Raw genomic sequence first — 21,866 nt, 5'->3', positions numbered from 1 at the left:
CATAGCGGATACAGAAAGGATGACGCACCATGCTAAAAGGTCATGTACACTCCATAGAAACGTTCGGAACGGTGGACGGTCCGGGTATCCGCTTTGTGCTCTTCATGCAGGGCTGCCTCCTGAAGTGTCAATACTGCCACAACCCGGATACCTGGGGACTTCATGAAGGACATGAAATGACGGTGGATGACGTCCTCCGAGAGATTGAGCCTTATCTGAGCTACTACCGGTCATCGGGTGGAGGACTCACCGTTTCGGGCGGTGAGCCGACGCTGCAGTATCCTTTTGTCACGGAGCTGTTCAAGGAAGTGAAGCGCCGCTGGAATTTGCATACGACCCTGGACAGCAACGGGTATAACGAGCCGGATAAAATATCGGAATTGCTCGAGCATACCGACTTGGTCCTCCTTGATCTGAAGCATATCAACGACGAGAAGCACATCAAGCTGACAGGCAAGTCCAATGAAAGGACGCTGAAGACCGCCCGCTGGCTGTCCGACCATGGTCGGAACATGTGGATCCGGCACGTCTACGTGCCGGGCATCCATGACAGCGAGGACGATTTGGTGGCGCTCGGTCAATTCATCCGCACGCTGCACGGCGTGGAGAAGTTCGAGATCCTGCCATACCATCAAATGGGCGTGTACAAATGGAAGGAGCTCGGTATGGCCTATCCGTTGGAGGGCGTACCTTCACCGTCCGAGGAAGAAGTCGCACGCGCCTACCGGTTGATTGGCGAAAATCCCGAGAAATAGCCGTCGGCTCTGAACTCATTTTAGTTGTATAATATTAAACATAATATGTTATCATTAGTAACAATAACCTTTCCTCAAAATGGAAGGGTTATTGTTTTTTGTAGAGGATATTATCCCTTGGATAGAAAAATATCGACCTATCGTAAAGTGGAATCGCTTTCTATAATGAAGATGTAAGGAAAGCGCCTATCAATATACAAACACTTCGGGAGGGTCAAAGACAATGAAGAAAAAGGGTCTGGCATTATTCATGTCGCTTTTGTTCGTCTCATCCACGCTTTTGTCTGCATGCGGCGGCGGTGACAAGGCGGCAGAAAAGCCGACAGGCGGCTCGGAAGGAACGGTGAGCAATGAGCCGTTTGAAATCACCATTCGCCATACGCAAGTAGGCGAATCCAAGAAGTTCCGTCTCGCATTGCTGAACGATGTGGTCAGCAAAACCGAAGAAGCGGTGCCCGGGCTTAAAATCAAGCTGGACGCCGTAGACTCTGAAGTGAATCGTAAAGAGAAGCTGAGAGGCGAGATGGCTGCCGGCAAGCCGCCGGAAGTATTCGACGTATTCGGAAGCCCCGATGCAGGCGTATATTCCAAAGAAGGCTTGATGCTCGATTTGACCCCAATCTTGGATGAGCTCGGCATAAAGGACAAATTTACGACACTGGACCCGTTCACGCATGACGGCAAGATCTATGGTTTGCCGATCGGCGGTTCCATCGAAGGTATTTTCTATAACAAGGATTACTTCGCCCAGAAAGGTCTGAGCGTACCGAAAACGTTGGCGGAACTTGAGCAGATCGCCGAAGCCATCAAGGCCGACGGCAAAATTCCGTTCGCGCAATCTTCCAAGGATGCATGGATTCCGCTCATGACCACGAATAACCTGTGGAGTTATTATGCAGGAGCGGAGGTGACTTACGGCTTCAAGACCGGGGAAACCAAATGGACCGATCCGAAAGTCGTGGAAGGCGTGAAGAAACATCAGGAATGGGTGGAGAAAGGGTACTTCAAAAAAGGCGAGCTCGGCTTTGAATACGCGGACATGAGAAATCAAATCATCACCGGGGAAGCCGTCATGATGATGGACGGATCGTGGGCGAACTCCGTATTTAGAGATCCGGCGCAAGCGGGCGACATGGTCGGCAAGATCGGATATTTCAATTTGCCTCCGGTGAATGAAGGCGACCCTGTCATCGTCATGCAGGACGCTAACAACGGATATGGCTTCTCGGCGGCGGTAGCAGAGGATCCTCGCAAGCTTCAAGCGGTTAAAGAATTCATCAAAAACATGTGGACGGATGAAATGCAGCTGCGCGGGCTCAAGGAAGACGGAGTACTGCCGGCGATGAAGATGGATCTGGAAACGATGAATTCCACGTCGGATGATCCGCTGATGCAGGACATTTTCAAAGGCGTCAGCGAAATCAACAAATCCTTCCCTGCCTTCGATGCGCTTGTCCAAGCCGACGTAAACACGGCGCTGAGCATGGGAATCCAGCAGGTGATCGGCGGCGAGCTCGATGCCGAGAAGATGCTGGAGAATGTTCAAGCAGCACAGGAAGCGGCTAATGCTTCAGAGGAATAACTAAAATTCCAGACGAAAGGGCACCACCCGCTAAAGGCATATGGGGGTGCCCTTTCGCCTAAACAACATCAGACATCAATACGGAGGTTACCATGAACAGAGCGCTGAGAAATCCTCTGATTTACATCGTTTTTGTGCTGCCGGCATTCTTGCTGTTTCTGGCTTTTTTCATATATCCCATCTTCACTGCGTTTGACAACAGCTTTACGAGCTGGAACGGCATCTCCAAAGACGTGAAGTACATCGGGCTCGATAACTATGTGACCGCCCTGAATGACGATGCCTTCTGGAAGGCGGTCCGAAACAATGTCTATTTCATACTTTTTTCCTGCTTGATCCAGGTTCCGATCATCGTGGTTTTCTCCCTGCTTATCGCCAACGTCAAACGTTTGAAGGGGCTGTATAAAACAGCGGTTTTCGCACCTTCCATCATGTCGACGGCTGTCATCGGCATTTTGTGGGGATTCATCTACAATCCGGACTTTGGCCTGATGAATGAGATGTTGGGATTGGTTGGCATCGAGCCGATCTACTGGCTGTCGGATCGCAAATGGGCCATGATCGCCATCTTGATTACAAACGCTTGGCAATGGACCGGCTTTTACATTGTGATGGTCCTTGCCGCAATTCTGTCCATTCCCAAGGAGCTTGACGAAGCTGCGGCGATTGACGGAGCGACAGGCGTCCAAAGGGCTACCAAAATCACGCTTCCACTAATAATGCCTATTATCTCCGTTGTGATCATGCTTTCGATTGCGGGAGCCATGAAAGCCGCGGACATTATCCTGGTTATGACCAAGGGCGGGCCGGCCGGCTCCACCGACGTTATGGCAACATATATGATTCGATACGCGATTACGAGTTTCAAGCATGGCTTCGGCAATTCGATCGCCGTGTTGATTTTCCTCTTCACGATTATCGTAACGGTGCTCTACCAGGTGCTGATCGCCAGACGCAACGAAAGGATTGAATACTGATGAGGGCACTAAAGAAACTGATTCCGCACATTTTCCTGATGGCTTATTTGCTCGTCATCCTGTATCCGTTCCTGTTCGTCCTGTTCTCATCCGTGAAGGTGGATAACCAGTCCATTGCAACGAACCCGTTTGGATTGCCAAGCACGTTGGTGTTTGATAACTACGTGAACGCTTGGGTGAGCGCCAAGATCAGCACGTATTTCTGGAACAGCTTATACATCGGCGTGCTGTCGGCCTGCTTATCGATCCTGTTTGCGGCAATGCTGGCTTTTGCCGTGACGCGGATGAGATACAACCGGATCAGCGCGATCATCTTTCAATGTATTTTGATCGGGATGCTGATCCCGAATAACTCCCTCTTGCTGCCGATTTATGGCATCATGAGGCAGCTGGATATTCTGAATACGCATATGGCCCTGATTCTGCCCTATGTTGCCAATGCCATCCCGTTTTCTGTGATTATTCTGGCCGCCTTCATGCGGTCGCTGCCCGGTGAAATCGAGGAAGCCGCGGTCATAGACGGATTGAGGTCCGGAGGCTTGTTTGCTAGAATTATCTTACCTCTGACCGTTCCGGCTATCGTTACCGTGTTCATCATCAATTTCCTGGGTAACTGGAACGAATTCTTGCTTGCTAACTACTTCCTATCGAATGATGAACTGAGAACGCTGCCTGTCGGAATGGTCGGTTTCAGGGACGCTTACAATATGAACTACGCCCAGATGTCGGCGGGGATCGTATTCAGCGTGCTGCCGGTCCTTATCATCTATGCCGTTCTGCAAGAGAAAATCATTGAAGGCGTCACCGCAGGAAGCGTCAAGGGGTAATACGAGGAGCAGGAGCATGCGTATGAATTTGCGGAACAAACTATTCACGGCCTTTTTGGGGCTCATTATTATTCCGTTATTTGTGCTGGGCCTATTTACATTCTTTATTACCTACAACTCGATTGAGGAAAAGTACAGCCAGCAAGCCGAATATTCGCTAAAAGCGATCAGCTACAGCATTTTGAACGTGTTTAAGGAGATGGAGTACGTCACGGATAACGGGATTGCCACCTCCGTCTTCGCAATGGCGCTGAATGCCAAGGATCCTGATGCGCAGAACCTGATTAAGGAATCCAATGCGGACCAGCTGAAATTGAACGACAGGCAGCGAAGCTTTCGCAATCTCCTCTATAATCACCCTGCCATCAGTTATGCGTTTCTATATCATTTCAACAAAGAATCAGCGCCCATTCCGATATTCAGTAAAGAGGATTTCAGGACGCTTCCTTATGAGCAGTTTAAGAACAGTCCCTTGTATGAAGAGGTTGTGAAGCTGAACGGGATTCCCAAATGGCTGGCTCCGCACGAATTTCCGGAACTGACGGGGGCGGATCCGGTGTTTACCCAGATCAGGCTGATAAAAGACGTCACGACGCTCCGCAAGCTGGGAATTCTCGTCGTCCAGATCAAGAGATGGGAGTTCGAGGAAATTTTCCGCAATCTGACGCTCCCTAACAACCTGCAGAACACCTCATTCATGCTGGTCAACAATGAGGGCTTCATTCTGTTTGACCCGCAGAACGGCATGGATGGTCAAAATATTAGTCAATACATGAAGCGTGACGTTGAGTTTAAGCAAGGCTATCAAAGCTTTAAAGCCAAGTTTAACGGCAAAGAAAATATTGTTTCCATTTATCATCTGAACGATTATGGCTGGAATATCGTCTCGGTGACCGATTGGAACTCGCTGTCGCAAGAGGTAACTTCCTTTGCCAAATGGTTTTTTGTCATCATGGGGATCTGTCTGGTTACCGCGATTGTGTTCAACCGCCTGTTCATGAACCGGATTACCGGCACGATTGCCGTCATCGTGCGGTTTATGCGCCGCGTGGAGGATGGGGATTTGAATGCGAGAGTGGAAGAGAAGGGCGAGGATGAGCTTCTGCTGCTGTCGAAAGGGTTCAACAATTTGATGAACCGGATCAACAATCTGTTCGCGCAGATCAAGAAGGAGCAAAGGCAGAAGACCGATGCGGAAATGCGTGTGCTGCAAGCACAGATCAAGCCGCACTTCCTGTTTAACACGTTGGAGTCGATCAATGTCCTTGCGGTCCAGAATGAAGGGCGCAAGGTCAGCGAGATGGTGTACCGGCTTGCCAGCATTTTGCGGATCAGCATACAGGACAAGGAAGAAATTACGCTGGATGAAGAAATCAAGCATCTTCAAAGTTATCTTGAAATTCAAAAGTTTCGGTTCGAGGATCTGTTCGAATACGAAATCGACGTGCCGAAAGAGCTTATGCACAGCCGCATTCTGAAGCTGACGCTGCAGCCCCTGGTGGAGAACAGCATCCAGCATGGCTTTGAGGGAATTTCCTATACGGGATGGATACGCATCTCTGCTTGGAAGGAGCTCGGCAATGTCGTAATCCGGGTGGAGGACAACGGACTCGGCATGACCTCTGAGCAGTTGTCCATGTTCGAGTATATGGTGTCCGAGGATGGCGTATCCGAGCAGACGACGATGCAGAACCTGAAAGTAAACCAGGAACGGCGGGGACTTGGACTACGAAGCGTGGCCGATCGGCTTAGAATTCAGTACGGTCCTTATTATGGGCTGTTCATATGCTCCAGCCGCCCCGGCGGCACCGTTATACAATGCGTCATACCCAATTATGACAGGGGGGAAGGGCAGCATGCTGAAGGCATTATTGGTTGATGATGAGGCTCCCATCCTGAACAATCTCAGCAAGGTTCTGCCTTGGGAAGAGATGGGCATGAAGGTGGTCGGACTTGCCCGCAGCGGGATGGAAGCACTTGAAGTAGCGGATCAGTATAACCCGGATTTGATTCTGTGCGATATCCGGATGCCCGTCATGGACGGGCTGACCTTCATTACGAAGATCCGGGAGAAAGGAAGCCGGGCGGAAATCTTTTTGCTGACGGGTTATCAGGAATTTGAATATGCCCGTGAAGCGATCAAGCTGGGGGTTAAGGATTATATCAGCAAGCCGATTCATTACGGGGAGCTTGAGATGAAGATTCGGGAGATCGGGGAGGAAATCCGCAAGAAGAGGGCGAAAGAAAAGTATTACAATACCGTTTCGCTGATCGACGAGGCTCCGAACCCCGAAGCCGTTAAGAAAATGCCCGAACAATTGGTATCGTCTGCCCTGGAGTACATCAACACCCACATGGGACAGGATTTGGGGATCGAGGAGCTTTCGGAGCATCTGGGAATCAGCTCCAGTTATTTCTGCTTGCTGTTCAAGAATCATGTCGGACTTACCTTCGTGGAGTATTTGACGAGACAGCGGATGGAGGCGGCCAAATTCCTGTTAGTGAACAGCGACAAGAACATTGCACAGATCGGTTCCTTTGTCGGTTATCATGAGCGGCGGTATTTTACCAAGGTATTTCAAAAGGCTACCGGCATGACGCCATCCGAATTCCGGGAAATGTCCGGAGAGCCGAGTCTCTGAGTCTTTGATGGGACGAAAGCAGGCAGATAATCATCAGGATTTCTACTTCCGACTTGCGGGCGTCCTCTAAATTGATAGAAAGTAGGTTTGGAATCAATGAAATGGACGGCAGCAGATTTAACGCTAGAGCAAAAGGTAGGACAAATGTTTATATGCGGCTTCAACGCATTGACGCCGAATGAGCATGCCAACATACTGATCGAACAATTTCAGGTGGGGGGCATCTGCTACTTCCGCCGGAACGTGAAGACGCTGCCTCAACTTGCCGAACTGTCGGCATCCCTGCAGCAGCTCGCTTCGGGCAGCCAACCGTTTCCGCTACTGATCTCGATTGATCAGGAGGGCGGCATGGTCGCGCGAATCGATCATGAAGGCATCAGCCGAATTCCGGGCAATATGGCGCTTGGAGCAGCGGGCAGCGCAGAGGATGCCTACAGGGTGGCGCAAATCGGGGCGCGCGAATTGCGTTCGCTCGGCGTGAACATGAACTTCGCGCCTTGCCTCGACGTCAACAACAATCCGCGCAACCCGGTTATCGGCGTGCGCTCCTTCGGCGAAGATCCCCATGCCGTTGCCGAGCTCGGGACTGCGGCGATTAAGGGTTATCAGGAAGAAGGGGTGTCCGCTACAGCCAAGCACTTCCCGGGTCATGGCGACACCAGCGTAGATTCCCACCTGGGGCGGGCATCCGTACCGCATGATTTGGAACGGCTCCGCAGCGTTGAACTGTTCCCTTTCGCACAAGCGATCAAGGACGGCGTCGATGCCATCATGACGGCTCACGTCAGTTTCCCGGCCATTGAGCCGAGTGATCTGCCTGCAACGCTTTCTCATGCTGTATTAACGGGGCTGCTGAGGGAGGAAATGGGCTTCGAAGGTTTGATCGTGACGGATTGCCTCGAGATGCATGCGATCTCCAAGGAGTACGGCATTCCGGAAGGTGCGATCCGCGCGATCGAAGCAGGTGCGGACTGCGTGCTGGTCAGCCATACGCTGTCGGAGCAGACGGCAGCGATTACGGCGGTCATCGAGGCTGTCCGCGGCGGGAGACTCCCGGTAGAGCTGATCGACAAAGCCGTTGATCGGATTTTGGCGCTCAAACAACGTAATGCGAAACTCGCTGAAGAGCTTCCCGTCCACCCGATTGGCGAGGTTGCCGAAGAGACCAAACAGCTGCTCGCTCAAATCGCAGGCAGGGGAATCACGCTGGTAAAAGACGAAGGGCAGCTGCCTCTTAAGCCGGAGCAGGCGGTTACCGTAATCTGGCCGGAGCTGCTTCAGGCGACCCAGGTCGACGAAGCATGGAGCAAGAGCTACACGCTAGGGGATGCCCTGAGAAGTTACGGCGTGCAGGCGGACGATCTGCGCGTCGGGACGGATATGTCCGACGAAGAGGTAGAGCAGGCCGTTAAAGCCGCGGAAGGATATAAGCAGATCGTGGTGGCTACGTACACCTCTGAGAGCCGTCTTCCGCAAGGTCAGCAGAAGCTTGTAAGCAGGCTGAGCGAGCTTGAGGATGTGACGCTCGTTATCGTCGCAACCCGCAATCCGTACGATATCAATGATCTTCCGCCAGTTCCCGCATATTTGTGCAGCTACGAGAATACGCCTTACTACATGAATGCCGCCGCGGGTGTATTGGTTGGCAAAGTTAGGCCTGAGGGTAAGCTTCCGGTAGGGATCAGCAAGACCTATCCTCTCGGCTGGACCGGTAATCAGGACTATGTCAATAATTAAATAATGGTTGCCCAAACCGGAGTCTTCCTGCCTAGGAATGCTCCGGTTTTCCTATTTTCCAGCCATTTCTGAGCAACTTTTCGGGAAAGTCGGCGTCTAATAGTATGTCCAATAGAGGCAGACAGACTATACTGAGAGTTTTAAAGGAGTAGAGAATGAATTTCAAACGAATCTCGATGATTACAGTCCTTGCCGCGGCCCAAGTATCCATGGCATTTCCCGTGGCAGCTGAATCACCGGATGTTACAGCTCCGGCGCTAAACGGGCAACCGGCGCTGCAGTCCCCGGTGGAAGGACAAGGCCAGGCAAACAGAGAACAACAGACGGACTTGCAGCAAGCGGAGGAAACGCCGGCAACGCCAACAGAAACACCTTCCGATTCAATCGAAGGCACGACCAGCGATCCGAATGCCACACCTTCTGAACCCAATGAACAGCAGGAGGACTCGGCAAGCGATCCTTCCGATAATGAAGTATCTGAGAACGAAGAGGGAAGCCCGGCCGAAAGCAAGCCCGAAGCCGGCATTACCAATGCAGCCGCTAACGAACTGGTGCTGCTGATGAACAGCAATGTGATGTACCATAACGGCAAGCAGTACAAAGCGGGACAGCCGATGGCCGTGAAGCAAGGGGTATCCTATGTCGCCATTCGCGCCATGGTGGAGCGCGCAGGACTTAAGCTGTCTTACGATAATAAGACGAAGGAAACCATTATCATTAAGGATGGCAATGAGCTCCGATTCACGACAGGAAGCAGCAATTATAAAGTCAACGGACAGGTGCGTCCGATGAAAGGCCCTGCCTACCAGAGCAACAACGTGTTTATGGTACCGCTGACCGCGATCACGCAAGCGCTTGATATTCCATACACGGTGAACCAGCCGGAGAAGAAAGTGATTCTCGATCTGTCCGGAATGGGCAGCGGCAGCAACAGCGGCGAACAGCCGGGGGGCAGCAGCGGCGGCGGATCCGGCAGCGAGGTTCCGAACATACCGAACCTCGGTCCGAATGACCTGATCCTGATGATGAACAGCAACAAGATGTATCAGAACGGAAAAGCGTATACCGCCGGACAGCCTATGGCAGTCAAGAATGGCGTATCCTATGTCGCGATTCGATCCCTCGTCGACCGTGTCGGCCTGAGACTGACCTATGACGGCAAGACAAAGGAAACGATTATTATCCGAGGTAACGATGAGCTGCGCTTTAAGACGAACAGCAGCGTATACACGGTGAACGGCGTTCGAAAATCGATGAAGGGACCGGCTTACCAGTCCAATAATACGTTTATGGTGCCGCTGACCAGCATCACGCAAGCGCTGGACATCACCTACCGGGTCGACCAGCCGAACAAGCGGATCATCCTGAGCCTGAGCTCCAAGCCGGTGGCATCCTTTACGGTGCAGCCTGGTGAAATCTTTGCCGGACAAACCAAGGTAACGTACAAGACGAATGCCTATTCGCCGACAGGCCTGGCTATCGTAGACGAGCATTGGGAAGGCCGGGAAGATGTGTTTGACGAGCCTGGCGTGCATACGGTTTCCTATTCGGTACAGGACGCCAGCGGGGAGTGGAGCGATCCGTATATTTTGAGCATTCATGTATCCGCACCGAATACGCCGCCTGTGGCCATGTTCGACACGGATAAACAGCAATACAAGATCGGCGAGAAAATTACGTACATTAACATGAGTTATGACAGCGATCCCGGCGATGAAATTACGTTTAAGTGGGAAAACAACGACCAGGCTTTCTTTACGGCAGGGCCGCATAAAGTGCTGTTGATCGTGACCGATAAGCATGGAGCGACCAGCTCATACGAAAAAATCATCAACGTAACAAGCGAAGTGTTGTATACGCGCGATCAATTCAATCAATTATTTACGGGCATCGGCGACAAATACACGTTTGACGGATCGGCCGTGCCGACATGGAATCTGATGCCGATTACGAGAAGCTCCGAGCCGTACCTGTTGATTCGCAGCAACTCTCCGGAAACCGTCTATCAGGAAGGTATCGTATATCGCGAGATCGGCAATGCCAGCACGCGCTTCATGATTCACCACTTGAATGCAACCGGGAAGAACATGAAGATGTATGTCGTAGCGACCAACATCAACACGATGACGGCGCGTCTGACCACCGAGTATACCGGTTTGGGCGGTCCGATCAACATTCCGACTGCTACGGGGAAAGCGGCTGTGCAGCGCTATCTCGAGTCCATGCAGTCAGCGGATGCATTCAAGACGATTTCGCTCGCCCCTGGCGAAAGCCGGATCATCCTGCAAGATTTGAGCGCGCAAACAATGAAGAATCAGCAGGTGCTGTCCATGTTTGCCGACCTGTATTCGGATTCGCCGATTCGATATGATGTCATCATGATCGATGAAGCCAAGGATCCGATCCAGAAGCTGCCATACCTGAAGCTTCACCCGGCCGATGGCATTCATAACCGGGGAACCTACCCGGACTCGACCCGAATCATTGAATCCTATGATTTGGTAGGCAACACGCCTACGCGTCTTGCGATTGGTGATAAGACAAACGATCCGAACCTGGAAGGGTATGACGGCATTAACGGTTCATATCAATCCAACGCCGGTAACTTCGGCGTTCTGTACAAAATCAAGCTGCACCGCGTAGCACCCAATACGCTGATCACGCTGAATCCGCGCGGAGGCAAATACATGGGCGCGATGATGGTGAACGGAAACATCATTCAGACGCCGAACACCAGCGGTGGTGCGGTATCTGCACCGAATGAAGCCGCCGTTCTCTATCGTACGGGAAATTACGAGCAGACGGTGGAAATTCTGTTTACGGCAGCACCGGGAAGCAGCCTGCCGATCAACATTCTGCTCCAGCCGCTGCCGCAAGTGAAGAACTAATCCTATTTATTCATAAACAACAAGCGGACAGCCCATCAGCCGAAACACGGCCCGGGCTGTCCTTTTTGTTGATTTTTGCCGAGGGAGGGGCAGGTTTATGCCGTCCGTTAGCCTTTCAAGCTCCTGGTTGCTTGGCAGGCGGTTTGCCTGTTCACAACCGCTTTCATTGACGCTGTCATTTTTTTCAGGCATTATAAGGAGAGAGTATCTTCAAGTAGAGGAGGTTATTGCGTATGCTTACGACGGAACAGATCATCGACGCCATGTCGGAACATGGGCTGCGCATTACCGATCAGCGCAAGACGCTTGCCAAATTGTTTGGGGAACATCCTGGATATTTGACGGCCAAGGATGTATACGAATATATGGGCCGGAAGTACAGCGGTTTGAGCTTTGATACGGTATACCGGAATCTTCGGGTATTGTACGAGCTTGGCGTATTGGAGCAAGTCGTGTTCGAGGAAGGCGTCAAGTTCCGGGGACGCTGCAGCGAAGAACACCATCATCATCACATGATCTGCCTGCAGTGCCAGAAGACCTATCCGATTACCTTCTGCCCGATGCAGCTGACCGATGCACCGGACGATTTCCAGGTGGTCCAGCATAAATTCGAAGTGTTCGGATACTGCCGGGATTGCGGCAAGGACAATAACGATAAGGAAACTTCGCAGGCCGGTGGAGGAAATCGGGACAGCCGGGCATGAGCACGGCGCGCAGGGTAGTGAAGGTGCCGATACACTTCTATCGGAAATTCATTTCTCCTCTGAAACCGGCGACTTGCCGCTTCTATCCAACCTGCTCGGCATATGCCTTGGAAGCGATTGAGGTGCATGGTGCGCTGAAGGGCTCCTGGCTGGCTGCTAAGCGGATCGCGAGATGTCATCCGTTTCATCCTGGAGGCATCGATTTGGTCCCGCCGCGCAAGGATAAGATGTCGTCTTCATTGACAGAGGAATAGCGATTTTTGTGGGGTATCATATGGATGATAACCGAAAGCATGCCGCCTGCAGCCAGGGGATGCCTTGGATCGATGCACACCTTGACACGCTGCGGCTCGTTTGATTAAAATGTAAGAAATTATAGGTATATCCGAGGAAGAGATAAGTACGAAAAGCTTGCCTTGAACAGAGAGCCGGAGGAGCTGGAAACCGGTCTTGGCGAATTTCGGAAAATGGTCTTGGAGGATCCGTTTTTGAGCGCTGCAGCCAGTGGCTGCCGTAAAGAAGCGGCGTGAGCCAGCGTTAATGGACGCCGTATGACGGCAGATGAGCCTGTTGCCCGCAAGGGTACGGGGAATTTGGGTGGTAACACGTGAGAATAACTCTCGTCCCATAGGGGCGGGGGTTTTTTGCTGTTTACTGCTGGTTTTCCTAAGGAATCGCTTGATGCGACAATCAATTTCACGGTAAAGGAAGGTTACAATGGCAGACAAAAAGACGTTTTATATTACGACGCCGATCTATTATCCGAGCGACAAGCTGCATATCGGACATGCTTACACAACGGTGGCCGGCGACGCCATGGCCCGCTACAAACGGCTTCGCGGATACGATGTCCGTTATTTGACGGGGACCGATGAGCACGGGCAGAAGATCGAACGCAAAGCGGCAGAGGCCGGAAAAACCCCGCAGCAGTTCGTTGACGACATCGTGGCAGGCATCAAGGATCTGTGGAAAAAGCTGGACATATCGAACGAAGACTTCATTCGTACCACGGAGAAGCGCCACACCACGGTGGTGCAGGAAGTATTCGAACGTCTGCTGAAGCAGGACGACATCTACAAGGGCGAATACGAAGGGTGGTACTGTACGCCTTGCGAGTCGTTCTTCCTGGAACGTCAGCTGGTCAACGGCAATTGTCCGGACTGCGGCCGGCCGGTGGAGCTCGTGAAGGAGGAGAGCTACTTCTTCCGCATGAGCAAGTATGTGGACCGCCTGCTTCAGTATTACGAGGAGAATCCGGATTTCATTCAGCCGGTATCCCGCAAGAACGAGATGATCAACAACTTCATTAAACCGGGTCTTGAGGATCTGGCTGTGTCCCGTACAACCTATGAGTGGGGGGTTAAGGTCAAGAGCGATCCGAAACATGTCATCTACGTGTGGATCGATGCACTCCTGAACTACATCACGGCACTCGGTTACGGTACGGAGGACACCAGCCTGTATGACAAATACTGGCCGGCGGACGTTCACCTGATGAGCAAGGAAATCGTGCGTTTCCATACGATCTATTGGCCGATCATCTTGATGGCGCTCGATGTGCCGCTTCCGAAAAAAGTGTTTGCCCACGGCTGGCTGCTCATGAAGGACGGCAAAATGTCCAAATCCAAAGGGAATGTGGTCGACCCGGTCACGATGATCGACCGGTATGGTCTCGACGCGCTTCGTTATTACTTGCTGCGCGAAGTTCCGTTCGGGGCGGACGGCACGTTTACGCCGGAAAGCTTCGTAGAGCGGGTGAACTCCGACCTCGCCAATGATTTGGGCAACCTGCTGAACCGCACCGTGGCCATGGTCGATAAATACTTCGGCGGGGAGGTTCCGGCTTTCTCGGCAGGCGTAACGCCTTTTGATGCCGCGATCGAGGAAGCGGCCAAGTCCGTTTATGACAAAGTCGAAACTGCCATGGAGAATATGGAGTTCTCGGTTGCGCTGACGGCGATCAGCCAGTTTGTCAGCCGCAGCAACAAATACATCGATGAGACCCAGCCGTGGACGCTGGCCAAAGACGAGAGCAAACGGCATGAGCTTGCTTCCGTTATGAGCCATTTGGTCGAGACGCTGCGGATTGCATCGATCCTGCTGCAGCCGTTCCTGACCCGCACGCCGAAGAAAATGTGGGAACAGCTCGGCTTGGCGGAAGGGGAATTGACAACTTGGGAAAGCGGACGCCAGCTCGGAGCGATACCGGCTGGTACGAAGCTTCAAAAGGGCGAGCCGATCTTCCCTCGCTTGGATGCGGAGCTGGAAGTGGCCTACATCGCTGAAGCGATGACTGGCGGCAAGAAGGCAGCCGAGGAAGAGCCTACGGGTTCGGCGGCAGCTTCGTCCGCAGATAGCGGAGCGGAGCCTGTGGAGCTCAAAGAGGAAATCGGCATCGAGGATTTCGCCAAGGTTGAGCTGCGCGTAGCACAGGTCATCGCCGCCGAGCCGGTCAAGAAAGCGGACAAGCTGCTGAAGCTGCAGCTGGATCTCGGGTTTGAGCAGCGGCAGGTGGTGTCCGGCATTGCGAAGTTCTATACGCCGGAGGAATTGGTGGGACGCAAAGTGATTTGCGTGACAAACCTGAAGCCGGTGAAGCTTAGAGGCGAAATGTCGCAAGGCATGATTTTGGCCGCTTCCTACGGGGATCAGCTCACGCTGGCAACCGTGCCGGAGGGCATGCCAAACGGCGCCATCGTGAAATAAATGACGCCTGCGTTGAATTAAGTTGGATCAGACGGTGTACCCTGTTAAGGGTACGCCGTTATTTTTTTCCTCTAATACGCGGGGTACCTGAGTTCTATATGAAAAACTAATAGTAACTTTTACGATTTGGTTGACAATCACGTCGAACTGCTCTTATAATCTTTTTAGTAAAGTTTACGATTAGTTGAGCGGAGCGAATGTGGGGGAGATGAACATGAACAAGAGAAAGAGCAAGAACAAACTGAACGGCTGGACCTGGAGCGTAACTTCGATGTTGCTGGCGATGCTCATCCTGTCGGGCTGCGGAAGCAAATCCGGCGGAAGCATTGTTGAAGGCAAGGTTAACGTCATTACGACCTTCTATCCAATATATGAATTTACGAAGGAAATCGGCGGAGACGAGGTCAATGTCGTGAATCTTCTGCCAACGGGCGTGGAACCTCATGATTGGACGCCGCGGAGCCAGGATATCGTCAATACCTCCAAGGCTCAGCTGTTTCTTTATAATGGTGCAGGGCTGGAAGGCTGGGCGCCTGGATTCTTAAAGGGTCTCGATAAAGATACGCAAGTGAAACCAGTCATCGTTTCCCAAGGGATCCAACTGATCGACGCCGTGGGGGATGATGGCCACGGGCATGGTGAAGCAGCCCATGAAGAGGAACATGACCACAGTCATGGAAAAGGCGCTGAAGCGCACGACCACAGCCATGAGGAAGGCACCGAAGAAGATCATGCAGGCCATGATCACGAGGAAGAGGCAGCCGAGACGAACACGAATACCCATCATACGGATCCGCATACTTGGGTAAGCCCGAAATCCGCGCTGGTCATGGCAGAAAATATCAAGAACAGCCTGGTCGAGGTCGATCCGGAACATAAGGACGGCTATGAACAGCGCTATGAAGCGTTAAAAGAGAAGCTGGTCAAACTGGATAACGACTTTGCGAGCGAGCTGTCCAAACTGCCGAAAAAAGATATCGTCGTATCCCACCAGGCATTCGGTTATCTATGCCGGGACTACGGTTTGACGCAGCATGCGATTATGGGACTGTCGCCAGACGCCGAGCCGAGAGCGCAGGATATCGTGAACCTGACTAAGACGGTGAAAGAGAAGGAAGTGAAATATATTTTCTTCGAAGAACTCGTATCGGATAAACTGGCCAAAACGCTGGCCAATGAAGCGGGCGCGGAAACCTTGGTGCTGAATCCGGTGGAGGGGCTGACCAAGGAGCAGGCAAGTAGCGGCGAGAATTATTTCACGCTGATGGAGAAAAATTTGCAAAATCTAACGAAGGCTTTACAATAAGGAAGAAGGGGGATCATATCCCCCTCTTCTTTCGTGTTATGAACGTATACGGACTCGTATATTTATTATAGAGAGACTACAGAGAGAAAGGCGGCCTGTTTATGGAGCCGGCAGCGCAGGATTGCCACCAACCTATCGTACAAATCAAGGATGTATCCTTTCATTACCGGGATCAACAGGTGATCAAGGATCTTAATTTCACCATAAAAGAGCGGGACTTCGTTGGCATCGTCGGATCTAACGGCGCGGGTAAAACCACCCTGCTCCGCATGATCGTCGGCTTGCTTCCCGCCGCGGAAGGGACCATTGAACTGTTCGGCCAGCCGATCCGTAAATTCCAGGACTGGGAGCGAATAGGCTATGTTCCGCAAAAAAATGCGTTCAACCCGCTATTCCCTGCCACCGTGCGCGAAGTCGTCATGTCCGGTCTATATAATCGAAAAAAAATGTTTCGCCGTTTGAGCCGCCTGGACCATCAGAAATGCGAGGACGCGCTGGAAGTGATGCGCATTCAGGATATTGCCGATAAACGGATCGGCGCCTTGTCCGGAGGCCAGCAGCAGCGCGTATTCCTTGCTCGCGCGCTGATTAATCGTCCGGATCTGCTTATACTGGACGAGCCGACAATCGGCATTGATGCGGAGACCCAAGCCGGATTCTTTGAATTGATCACCCATATGCATGCCCATCACCATATGACGTTCCTGATGGTCACCCATGATTTGGACATGGTCAAAGACTACCTGGGCGAATCTCCGGTATCGCAAAACGGAAAGATTCAGTTTTTCGTCCGGCATTCCCATGAAATCGAAAACTGCGCGGAAGTGGACTTGCAGCATTCGCTCGTATAATCATAGAAACAAACTTATGGATGCAGGAGAAGGAGACGTTGTCATTGCTTGATATTTTGCTTAGCGATTTTTTCCAGCGGGCGCTGATCGGTGGGGTTCTGATCGGGATTACGGCCCCGCTTATCGGAATATTCCTCGTGCTGCGAAGGCTGTCGATGATCGGCGATACGTTGTCGCACGTCACGATAGCGGGCGTGGCACTCGGATTTTTGATCGAAGTCTACCCGCTTGCCGCAGGATTGGTATTTGCGGTGCTGGCCTCTTTTGCGATTGAGAAGCTGAGAAAGGCCTACAAAAGTTATGCCGAGCTGTCCATCGCCATTATTATGTCGGGCGGCGTTGCGCTGGCCTCGCTGTTTTTCACGCTGGGAATGGGCTATAATACGGATGTCATGAGTTATTTGTTCGGAAGCATCTATACGCTGGATTCCACGGATATTTATATGGTAGGCGGCGTTACCGTCGTTGTCATTGCGGTAGTGGTAATGTTCTTCAAGGAATTTTTCCTGCTCAGCTTCGAGGAGGATGCGGCCAGCGTCAGCGGCCTGCCCGTCAAATGGATGAACATGATCATTACGGTGCTGACGGCGCTTGTCGTAAGCACCGCCATCAAGATTGTGGGCGCGCTTCTGGTCTCCGCATTGCTGACCATTCCGGTAGCGATCAGTTTATTGCTGGCGAGAAGCTTCCGAAGCTCCATCGTATTATCGGTGATCATCTCCGAAATTGCCGTTATCGGGGGACTGATGCTTGCCGGCGTATTTAATTTGGCACCCGGCGCCACCATCGTGCTGCTGCTGATCAGCCTGCTCATCATTACGCTTGTCGGCAAAAAGGGCTTTACGACATAAGGGGGTTCTAAAATCAAATGGCTGATATTAATATCGGCATCGCGTTTGCGGCCGGTTTCGCTTCATTTATATCTCCATGCTGCCTGCCGCTGTACCCGTCCTATTTATCCATTATTACAGGCATGTCGGTCAATGACTTAAAGAACGAACAGAACCGCAAGGAGGTCCGTTTCCGGACCATGACGCACACACTCGCGTTCATCCTTGGGTTTTCTGCTGTTTATTACACTCTCGGTTGGGGGGCAGGCCTGTTCGGGGAGTTTTTCACGGAATACCAGGATTTGATTCGACAGTTATCCGCGCTGCTGATCATCGTGATGGGACTTATGCTTATCGGCATTTTCCAGCCTAAGTTCCTCATGAAGGACCGGAAATTCAATTTTAAATCCAAACCGACCGGATACATAGGAACATTTCTATTTGGTATCGGCTTCGCCGCAGGCTGGTCGCCTTGTGTAGGACCGATTTTGACGGCGATCATCGCGCTTGCAGCTTCCGATCCGGGAACGTGGTTCCCGCTGATCACTTCATATTCGCTCGGGTTTGCAGTGCCGTTTTTCATCCTGGCCTTTTTCATCGGCTCCACCCGCTGGATTCTTAAATATTCAAGCACGCTGATGAAGGTCGGCGGCGTCTTGATGATTCTGATGGGGGTTCTGCTCTTCACGGATCAAATGTACAAGATTACGATTTGGCTGCAAGGCATTACGCCGGAATGGCTTAAATTCTAATGGCGTTGGGTAAGGCTGGTTCAATTCATAGGTCCATATTGACATAGGCCCATATTAGACATGAGGATTGGACCAGGACTTGCCAAGGGGTCTCAAAAACATGTATCATTACTAATGCAGGTAAAACAGTTTTATGGCACGGGTTATGTAATTATAGAAAAGAGGGAATAAGATGCCGACACCTAGCATGGAGGATTATTTGGAGCGCATCTACAAGTTGATCGACGAAAAAGGATATGCGCGCGTTTCGGATATTGCCGAAGGCTTGGAGGTTCACCCCTCATCCGTCACGAAAATGATTCAAAAGCTGGACAAAGACGAATATTTGATCTATGAAAAATATCGTGGTTTGGTTCTGACCAGCAAAGGCAAAAAAATGGGCAAGCGGCTCATGGAACGTCATCATTTGCTTGAGGAATTCCTTGAGATGATCGGTGTACAGGATGAAAACATTTACAGGGACGTTGAAGGAATCGAGCATCACTTGAGCTGGGATTCCATTACGAGAATTGAGACGCTTGTGGAATATTTCAAGCGTGATGAGAATCGACTTCAGGATTTGCGTGACGTTCATAACGAATTAGTCAACGAATCGTAATGTGGCATCTGTCCGCTTGTGACAGATGCTTTTTTAAACTGAACCGTCATATTTACATGGTTATAGTAATAGGTTAGATTACCTGCAAATTTCATATTTTCGGAGGATTAATAGAAATGAAGCTTCGTAGATGGTTGTTGGTGCTGATCATGCTGTTATTGTGTCTCCCGTCGGTGGTCCCAACCGCGCAAGCGAAGGCGGCTCGTATCAGCATTCAGCTGGACGGTGTAAACCTGAACAGTGACGTATCTCCTTACATATTGCCGAAGGTTAACGTAACCATGGTTCCTACGCGGATCATCAGTGAAGGACTTGGCGCTTCGGTCGCTTGGAATCAGAAGTCGAAGACGGTAACAATCGGAAAGGACGGTTCGAGCCTGCAATTGACATCCGGCAAAAAAACCGCCCTCGTGAATGGATCATCGGTAGCACTGGATGCTTCCGTTGAAATCAAGAACGGCCGGGTCATGGTTCCGCTGCGTTTCATCAGCGAGAATCTGGGCGTTCAAGTGGAGTGGAATCAGGCGGCACAGCGCATCTCGCTGTCCACGGGCTCGGTCGTCGTTCCTCCGCCGGTATCAACCGGGGATGAAGTCAGAGGGGCCTGGATATCCACCGTGTTCAATCTGGACTGGCCGAAAACGAAGACCAGCGCGGAACAGCAGCAAGCCTCTTACATCGCCTTGCTGGATTCGCTCCAGGATGTCGGCATCAATACCGTGTACGTGCAGGTACGTCCGGCCGGTGATGCATTGTATCCTTCCACCATGGTACCGTGGTCGAAGGTGTTGACGGGCATTCAAGGTGCCGATCCGGGTTACGACCCGGTTGCTTTCATGGTAGAGGAAACGCACAAACGGAATATGGAATTTCACGCTTGGTTTAATCCATTCCGGGCGAACACCGATATTTTGACGGCATCGCTCCATCCGTCCCATGTTGCGCTAAGCCATCCGGATTGGATCGTGAATACAGGCAAGCAGCTGTACATCAACCCTGGGATTCCGGAAGCCAGGCAGCATATCATCGATACGATCATGGAGGTCGTTAACGGATACGATATTGACGGCATCCATCTGGACGACTACTTCTATCCTTCCAATACGGTCTTTAACGATGACGCGGCATACCGCGAGTTCAATAATGGGGCCTACGCCAATCTGGCGGATTGGCGCCGCGGAAATATCAATGCCTTTGTCCAATCGCTCGGAGAGAGCATTCATCGCGTGAAACCGGACGTCGAATACGGAATCAGCCCTTTCGGCGTATGGCGTAACCAGTCCGTGGATAAGACGGGATCGGATACGAAGGCCGGTGTAACGGCGTATGACAGCATGTATGCCGATGTGCGGACCTGGATCCAGAACGGCTGGATCGATTACGTTGCACCGCAGATCTATTGGAGCATGAGTAATCCGGCAGCCGACTATGATAAGCTGGTGGACTGGTGGGCCGGCGAAGTACAAGGAACCGGCGTAGATCTTCTGATCGGCCATGCCCCCTACAAACTGGGAACCAGCGAAATCGGCTGGCAGAGCGCATCGGAAATCATCAATCAATTGAAGTACAATCAAAACCATGCCGAAGTGAAAGGCAGCATTTTCTTTAGAGCAGAGAATATTTTAAGCAATCCGTTAGGCATTAAAGATCAATTGCAATCATATTATAGATAAATCTGCACGTCCTATAGGTATGAAACATCCCCCGCGCTCATACATAGTCATTAGACCATGTGAGGCGGGGGATTTTTATATGCAGATCAATGCGGTTTTTGAAGGCGGGGGGGTCAAGGGCATCTCGCTTGCCGGGGCTGTCAAGGCGGCGGAGAATGCCGGCATGGTATTCAGCCGCGTTGCCGGAACGTCCTCGGGCTCCATCGTGGCATCCGTGCTGGCAGCTGGTTACCGTGCTGACGAAATCAAGCGCATTATCGAGGAAACGCCCTTTCATTCGTTTCTCCAGAGGGCACCCATTTTTAATACAAAGTTTATCGGTCCTGCCTTGCGGGTCTTGATTAAGAAAGGGCTCTATTCCGGAGAAGCCCTGGAGAATTGGATAAGGGAAATCCTGCTGGCCAAAGGGATATTTACCTTCTCGGACATCCCGGCAGGGAAGCTTTATATCGTGGCATCGGACATCACCAATGGCAGGCTGCTGGTGCTTCCGGATGATCTCCGCCAATACGGGATCAATCCTGCCACCTTTCCGGTAGCCAAGGCTGTGCGCATGAGCTGCAGCATCCCCTATTTTTTTGACCCCGTCATCCTGCGTTTGTTGGGCAGGGCCGCAAAAGGCAAATCGTTCGGCGAGCAATTTGTTTATATCGTGGATGGGGGACTGCTCAGCAACTTCCCCTTATGGCTCTTTGATCGCGAATCGAAGGGTGGGCCTAAGCCCCTGCCGGTGCTGGGCTTTCAGATGGTCGGGAAGAACAGCAACCTGCCTCATCTGATCGAAGGCCCGATCGGGATGTTAACCGCCATGTTCGAGACGATGCTCTCCGCACACGATGAACGTTATATCGAGCAGCAAAACCGAAATCGCACGATCAAAATTCCGACGCTCGGCATCGGCACCACCCATTTTAATCTGACCAAAGAGGAAAGCGAGAATTTATACAATTCCGGTCTGACGGCCGGCACGATGTTTTTCACCCGCTGGAATGCCGAACATTAAAAAAACCGTCCACCCGGCATATGCATGCGCGGGCG

Annotated in this window: 18 protein-coding genes; all 18 read left to right on the top strand. The window is 51.7% G+C overall.

What is annotated here, in order from left to right:
• The first annotated feature begins 29 nt into the window (after positions 1-29).
• The 18 genes from pflA to JNUCC32_RS14950 all read left to right on the top strand — a co-directional run bounded on the left by pflA (position 30) and on the right by JNUCC32_RS14950 (position 21,831).
• Positions 30-755: a pyruvate formate-lyase-activating protein gene (pflA, locus tag JNUCC32_RS15035; protein WP_192572509.1), complete on the top strand. Its 726-nt coding sequence runs from the start codon at positions 30-32 to the stop codon at positions 753-755.
• Between the two features lie 223 nt (positions 756-978).
• Entirely contained in the window at positions 979-2,337 is a 1,359-nt protein-coding gene (locus JNUCC32_RS15030; protein ID WP_192572508.1) for an ABC transporter substrate-binding protein, read from the top strand.
• Between the two features lie 92 nt (positions 2,338-2,429).
• The gene (locus JNUCC32_RS15025; protein WP_015734432.1) at positions 2,430-3,314 is read left to right on the top strand and encodes a carbohydrate ABC transporter permease; all 885 of its coding nucleotides are present in this window, start codon (positions 2,430-2,432) and stop codon (positions 3,312-3,314) included.
• Complete coding sequence (locus tag JNUCC32_RS15020) at positions 3,314-4,141, top strand: carbohydrate ABC transporter permease (protein WP_015734433.1); 828 nt, start codon at positions 3,314-3,316, stop codon at positions 4,139-4,141. Before JNUCC32_RS15025 ends, JNUCC32_RS15020 begins: the two co-directional genes overlap by 1 nt.
• Positions 4,142-4,163: 22 nt before the next feature.
• Positions 4,164-6,020: a cache domain-containing sensor histidine kinase gene (locus JNUCC32_RS15015; protein WP_090910995.1), complete on the top strand. Its 1,857-nt coding sequence runs from the start codon at positions 4,164-4,166 to the stop codon at positions 6,018-6,020.
• Positions 5,998-6,783 (top strand): response regulator transcription factor, encoded by a 786-nt coding sequence (locus tag JNUCC32_RS15010; RefSeq protein ID WP_192572507.1) that lies wholly within the window; start codon positions 5,998-6,000, stop codon positions 6,781-6,783. The genes JNUCC32_RS15015 and JNUCC32_RS15010 overlap by 23 nt, the downstream gene beginning before the upstream one ends.
• 96 nt (positions 6,784-6,879) lie before the next feature.
• The gene (locus JNUCC32_RS15005; protein ID WP_192572506.1) at positions 6,880-8,520 is read left to right on the top strand and encodes a glycoside hydrolase family 3 protein; all 1,641 of its coding nucleotides are present in this window, start codon (positions 6,880-6,882) and stop codon (positions 8,518-8,520) included.
• 155 nt (positions 8,521-8,675) lie between these two features.
• Positions 8,676-11,408, top strand: a complete 2,733-nt coding sequence (locus JNUCC32_RS15000) for a copper amine oxidase N-terminal domain-containing protein (RefSeq protein ID WP_192572505.1) — start codon at positions 8,676-8,678, stop codon at positions 11,406-11,408.
• Positions 11,409-11,641: 233 nt separating this feature from the next.
• Positions 11,642-12,112: a Fur family transcriptional regulator gene (locus JNUCC32_RS14995; RefSeq protein ID WP_009595022.1), complete on the top strand. Its 471-nt coding sequence runs from the start codon at positions 11,642-11,644 to the stop codon at positions 12,110-12,112.
• Positions 12,109-12,366 (top strand): membrane protein insertion efficiency factor YidD, encoded by a 258-nt coding sequence (gene yidD / locus JNUCC32_RS14990; RefSeq protein WP_096773220.1) that lies wholly within the window; start codon positions 12,109-12,111, stop codon positions 12,364-12,366. Before JNUCC32_RS14995 ends, yidD begins: the two co-directional genes overlap by 4 nt.
• A 463-nt stretch (positions 12,367-12,829) precedes the next feature.
• Complete coding sequence (metG, locus tag JNUCC32_RS14985; RefSeq protein ID WP_096773221.1) at positions 12,830-14,818, top strand: methionine--tRNA ligase; 1,989 nt, start codon at positions 12,830-12,832, stop codon at positions 14,816-14,818.
• A gap of 214 nt (positions 14,819-15,032) precedes the next feature.
• A complete protein-coding gene (locus tag JNUCC32_RS14980) occupies positions 15,033-16,124 on the top strand; it encodes a metal ABC transporter solute-binding protein, Zn/Mn family (RefSeq protein WP_192572504.1) in 1,092 nt (363 codons plus the stop codon).
• 101 nt (positions 16,125-16,225) lie between these two features.
• Positions 16,226-16,975: a metal ABC transporter ATP-binding protein gene (locus JNUCC32_RS14975; RefSeq protein ID WP_036665754.1), complete on the top strand. Its 750-nt coding sequence runs from the start codon at positions 16,226-16,228 to the stop codon at positions 16,973-16,975.
• Positions 16,976-16,995: 20 nt separating this feature from the next.
• A complete protein-coding gene (locus JNUCC32_RS14970) occupies positions 16,996-17,826 on the top strand; it encodes a metal ABC transporter permease (protein WP_175495141.1) in 831 nt (276 codons plus the stop codon).
• Between the two features lie 17 nt (positions 17,827-17,843).
• Positions 17,844-18,557 carry a cytochrome c biogenesis CcdA family protein gene (locus tag JNUCC32_RS14965; RefSeq protein ID WP_009591263.1) on the top strand — a complete coding sequence of 238 codons (714 nt, stop codon included), beginning with the start codon at positions 17,844-17,846 and terminating at the stop codon, positions 18,555-18,557.
• A gap of 172 nt (positions 18,558-18,729) precedes the next feature.
• Entirely contained in the window at positions 18,730-19,155 is a 426-nt protein-coding gene (gene mntR, locus JNUCC32_RS14960; protein WP_009591262.1) for a transcriptional regulator MntR, read from the top strand.
• Between the two features lie 116 nt (positions 19,156-19,271).
• Positions 19,272-20,828, top strand: coding sequence for a family 10 glycosylhydrolase (locus tag JNUCC32_RS14955; RefSeq protein WP_096773223.1), 1,557 nt, complete (start codon positions 19,272-19,274; stop codon positions 20,826-20,828).
• A 79-nt stretch (positions 20,829-20,907) separates the two neighbouring features.
• Positions 20,908-21,831, top strand: a complete 924-nt coding sequence (locus tag JNUCC32_RS14950; protein WP_015734444.1) for a patatin-like phospholipase family protein — start codon at positions 20,908-20,910, stop codon at positions 21,829-21,831.
• Positions 21,832-21,866 lie beyond the last annotated feature (35 nt).

This window comes from Paenibacillus sp. JNUCC32 (genome assembly GCF_014863545.1).
Taxonomy (GTDB): domain Bacteria; phylum Bacillota; class Bacilli; order Paenibacillales; family Paenibacillaceae; genus Paenibacillus_AQ; species Paenibacillus_AQ lautus_A.
This window is presented reverse-complemented; position numbering and strand designations above follow the sequence as displayed.

Excerpts from the sequence above, each read along its gene's own strand:
- pflA (WP_192572509.1), top strand. The coding sequence starts at position 30 with ATGCTAAAAGGTCATGTACACTCCATAGAAACGTTCGGAACGGTGGAC.
- JNUCC32_RS15030 (WP_192572508.1), top strand. The coding sequence starts at position 979 with ATGAAGAAAAAGGGTCTGGCATTATTCATGTCGCTTTTGTTCGTCTCA.
- JNUCC32_RS15025 (WP_015734432.1), top strand. The coding sequence starts at position 2,430 with ATGAACAGAGCGCTGAGAAATCCTCTGATTTACATCGTTTTTGTGCTG.
- JNUCC32_RS15020 (WP_015734433.1), top strand. The coding sequence starts at position 3,314 with ATGAGGGCACTAAAGAAACTGATTCCGCACATTTTCCTGATGGCTTAT.
- JNUCC32_RS15015 (WP_090910995.1), top strand. The coding sequence starts at position 4,164 with ATGAATTTGCGGAACAAACTATTCACGGCCTTTTTGGGGCTCATTATT.
- JNUCC32_RS15010 (WP_192572507.1), top strand. The coding sequence starts at position 5,998 with ATGCTGAAGGCATTATTGGTTGATGATGAGGCTCCCATCCTGAACAAT.
- JNUCC32_RS15005 (WP_192572506.1), top strand. The coding sequence starts at position 6,880 with ATGAAATGGACGGCAGCAGATTTAACGCTAGAGCAAAAGGTAGGACAA.
- JNUCC32_RS15000 (WP_192572505.1), top strand. The coding sequence starts at position 8,676 with ATGAATTTCAAACGAATCTCGATGATTACAGTCCTTGCCGCGGCCCAA.
- JNUCC32_RS14995 (WP_009595022.1), top strand. The coding sequence starts at position 11,642 with ATGCTTACGACGGAACAGATCATCGACGCCATGTCGGAACATGGGCTG.
- yidD (WP_096773220.1), top strand. The coding sequence starts at position 12,109 with ATGAGCACGGCGCGCAGGGTAGTGAAGGTGCCGATACACTTCTATCGG.
- metG (WP_096773221.1), top strand. The coding sequence starts at position 12,830 with ATGGCAGACAAAAAGACGTTTTATATTACGACGCCGATCTATTATCCG.
- JNUCC32_RS14980 (WP_192572504.1), top strand. The coding sequence starts at position 15,033 with ATGAACAAGAGAAAGAGCAAGAACAAACTGAACGGCTGGACCTGGAGC.
- JNUCC32_RS14975 (WP_036665754.1), top strand. The coding sequence starts at position 16,226 with ATGGAGCCGGCAGCGCAGGATTGCCACCAACCTATCGTACAAATCAAG.
- JNUCC32_RS14970 (WP_175495141.1), top strand. The coding sequence starts at position 16,996 with ATGCAGGAGAAGGAGACGTTGTCATTGCTTGATATTTTGCTTAGCGAT.
- JNUCC32_RS14965 (WP_009591263.1), top strand. The coding sequence starts at position 17,844 with ATGGCTGATATTAATATCGGCATCGCGTTTGCGGCCGGTTTCGCTTCA.
- mntR (WP_009591262.1), top strand. The coding sequence starts at position 18,730 with ATGCCGACACCTAGCATGGAGGATTATTTGGAGCGCATCTACAAGTTG.
- JNUCC32_RS14955 (WP_096773223.1), top strand. The coding sequence starts at position 19,272 with ATGAAGCTTCGTAGATGGTTGTTGGTGCTGATCATGCTGTTATTGTGT.
- JNUCC32_RS14950 (WP_015734444.1), top strand. The coding sequence starts at position 20,908 with ATGCAGATCAATGCGGTTTTTGAAGGCGGGGGGGTCAAGGGCATCTCG.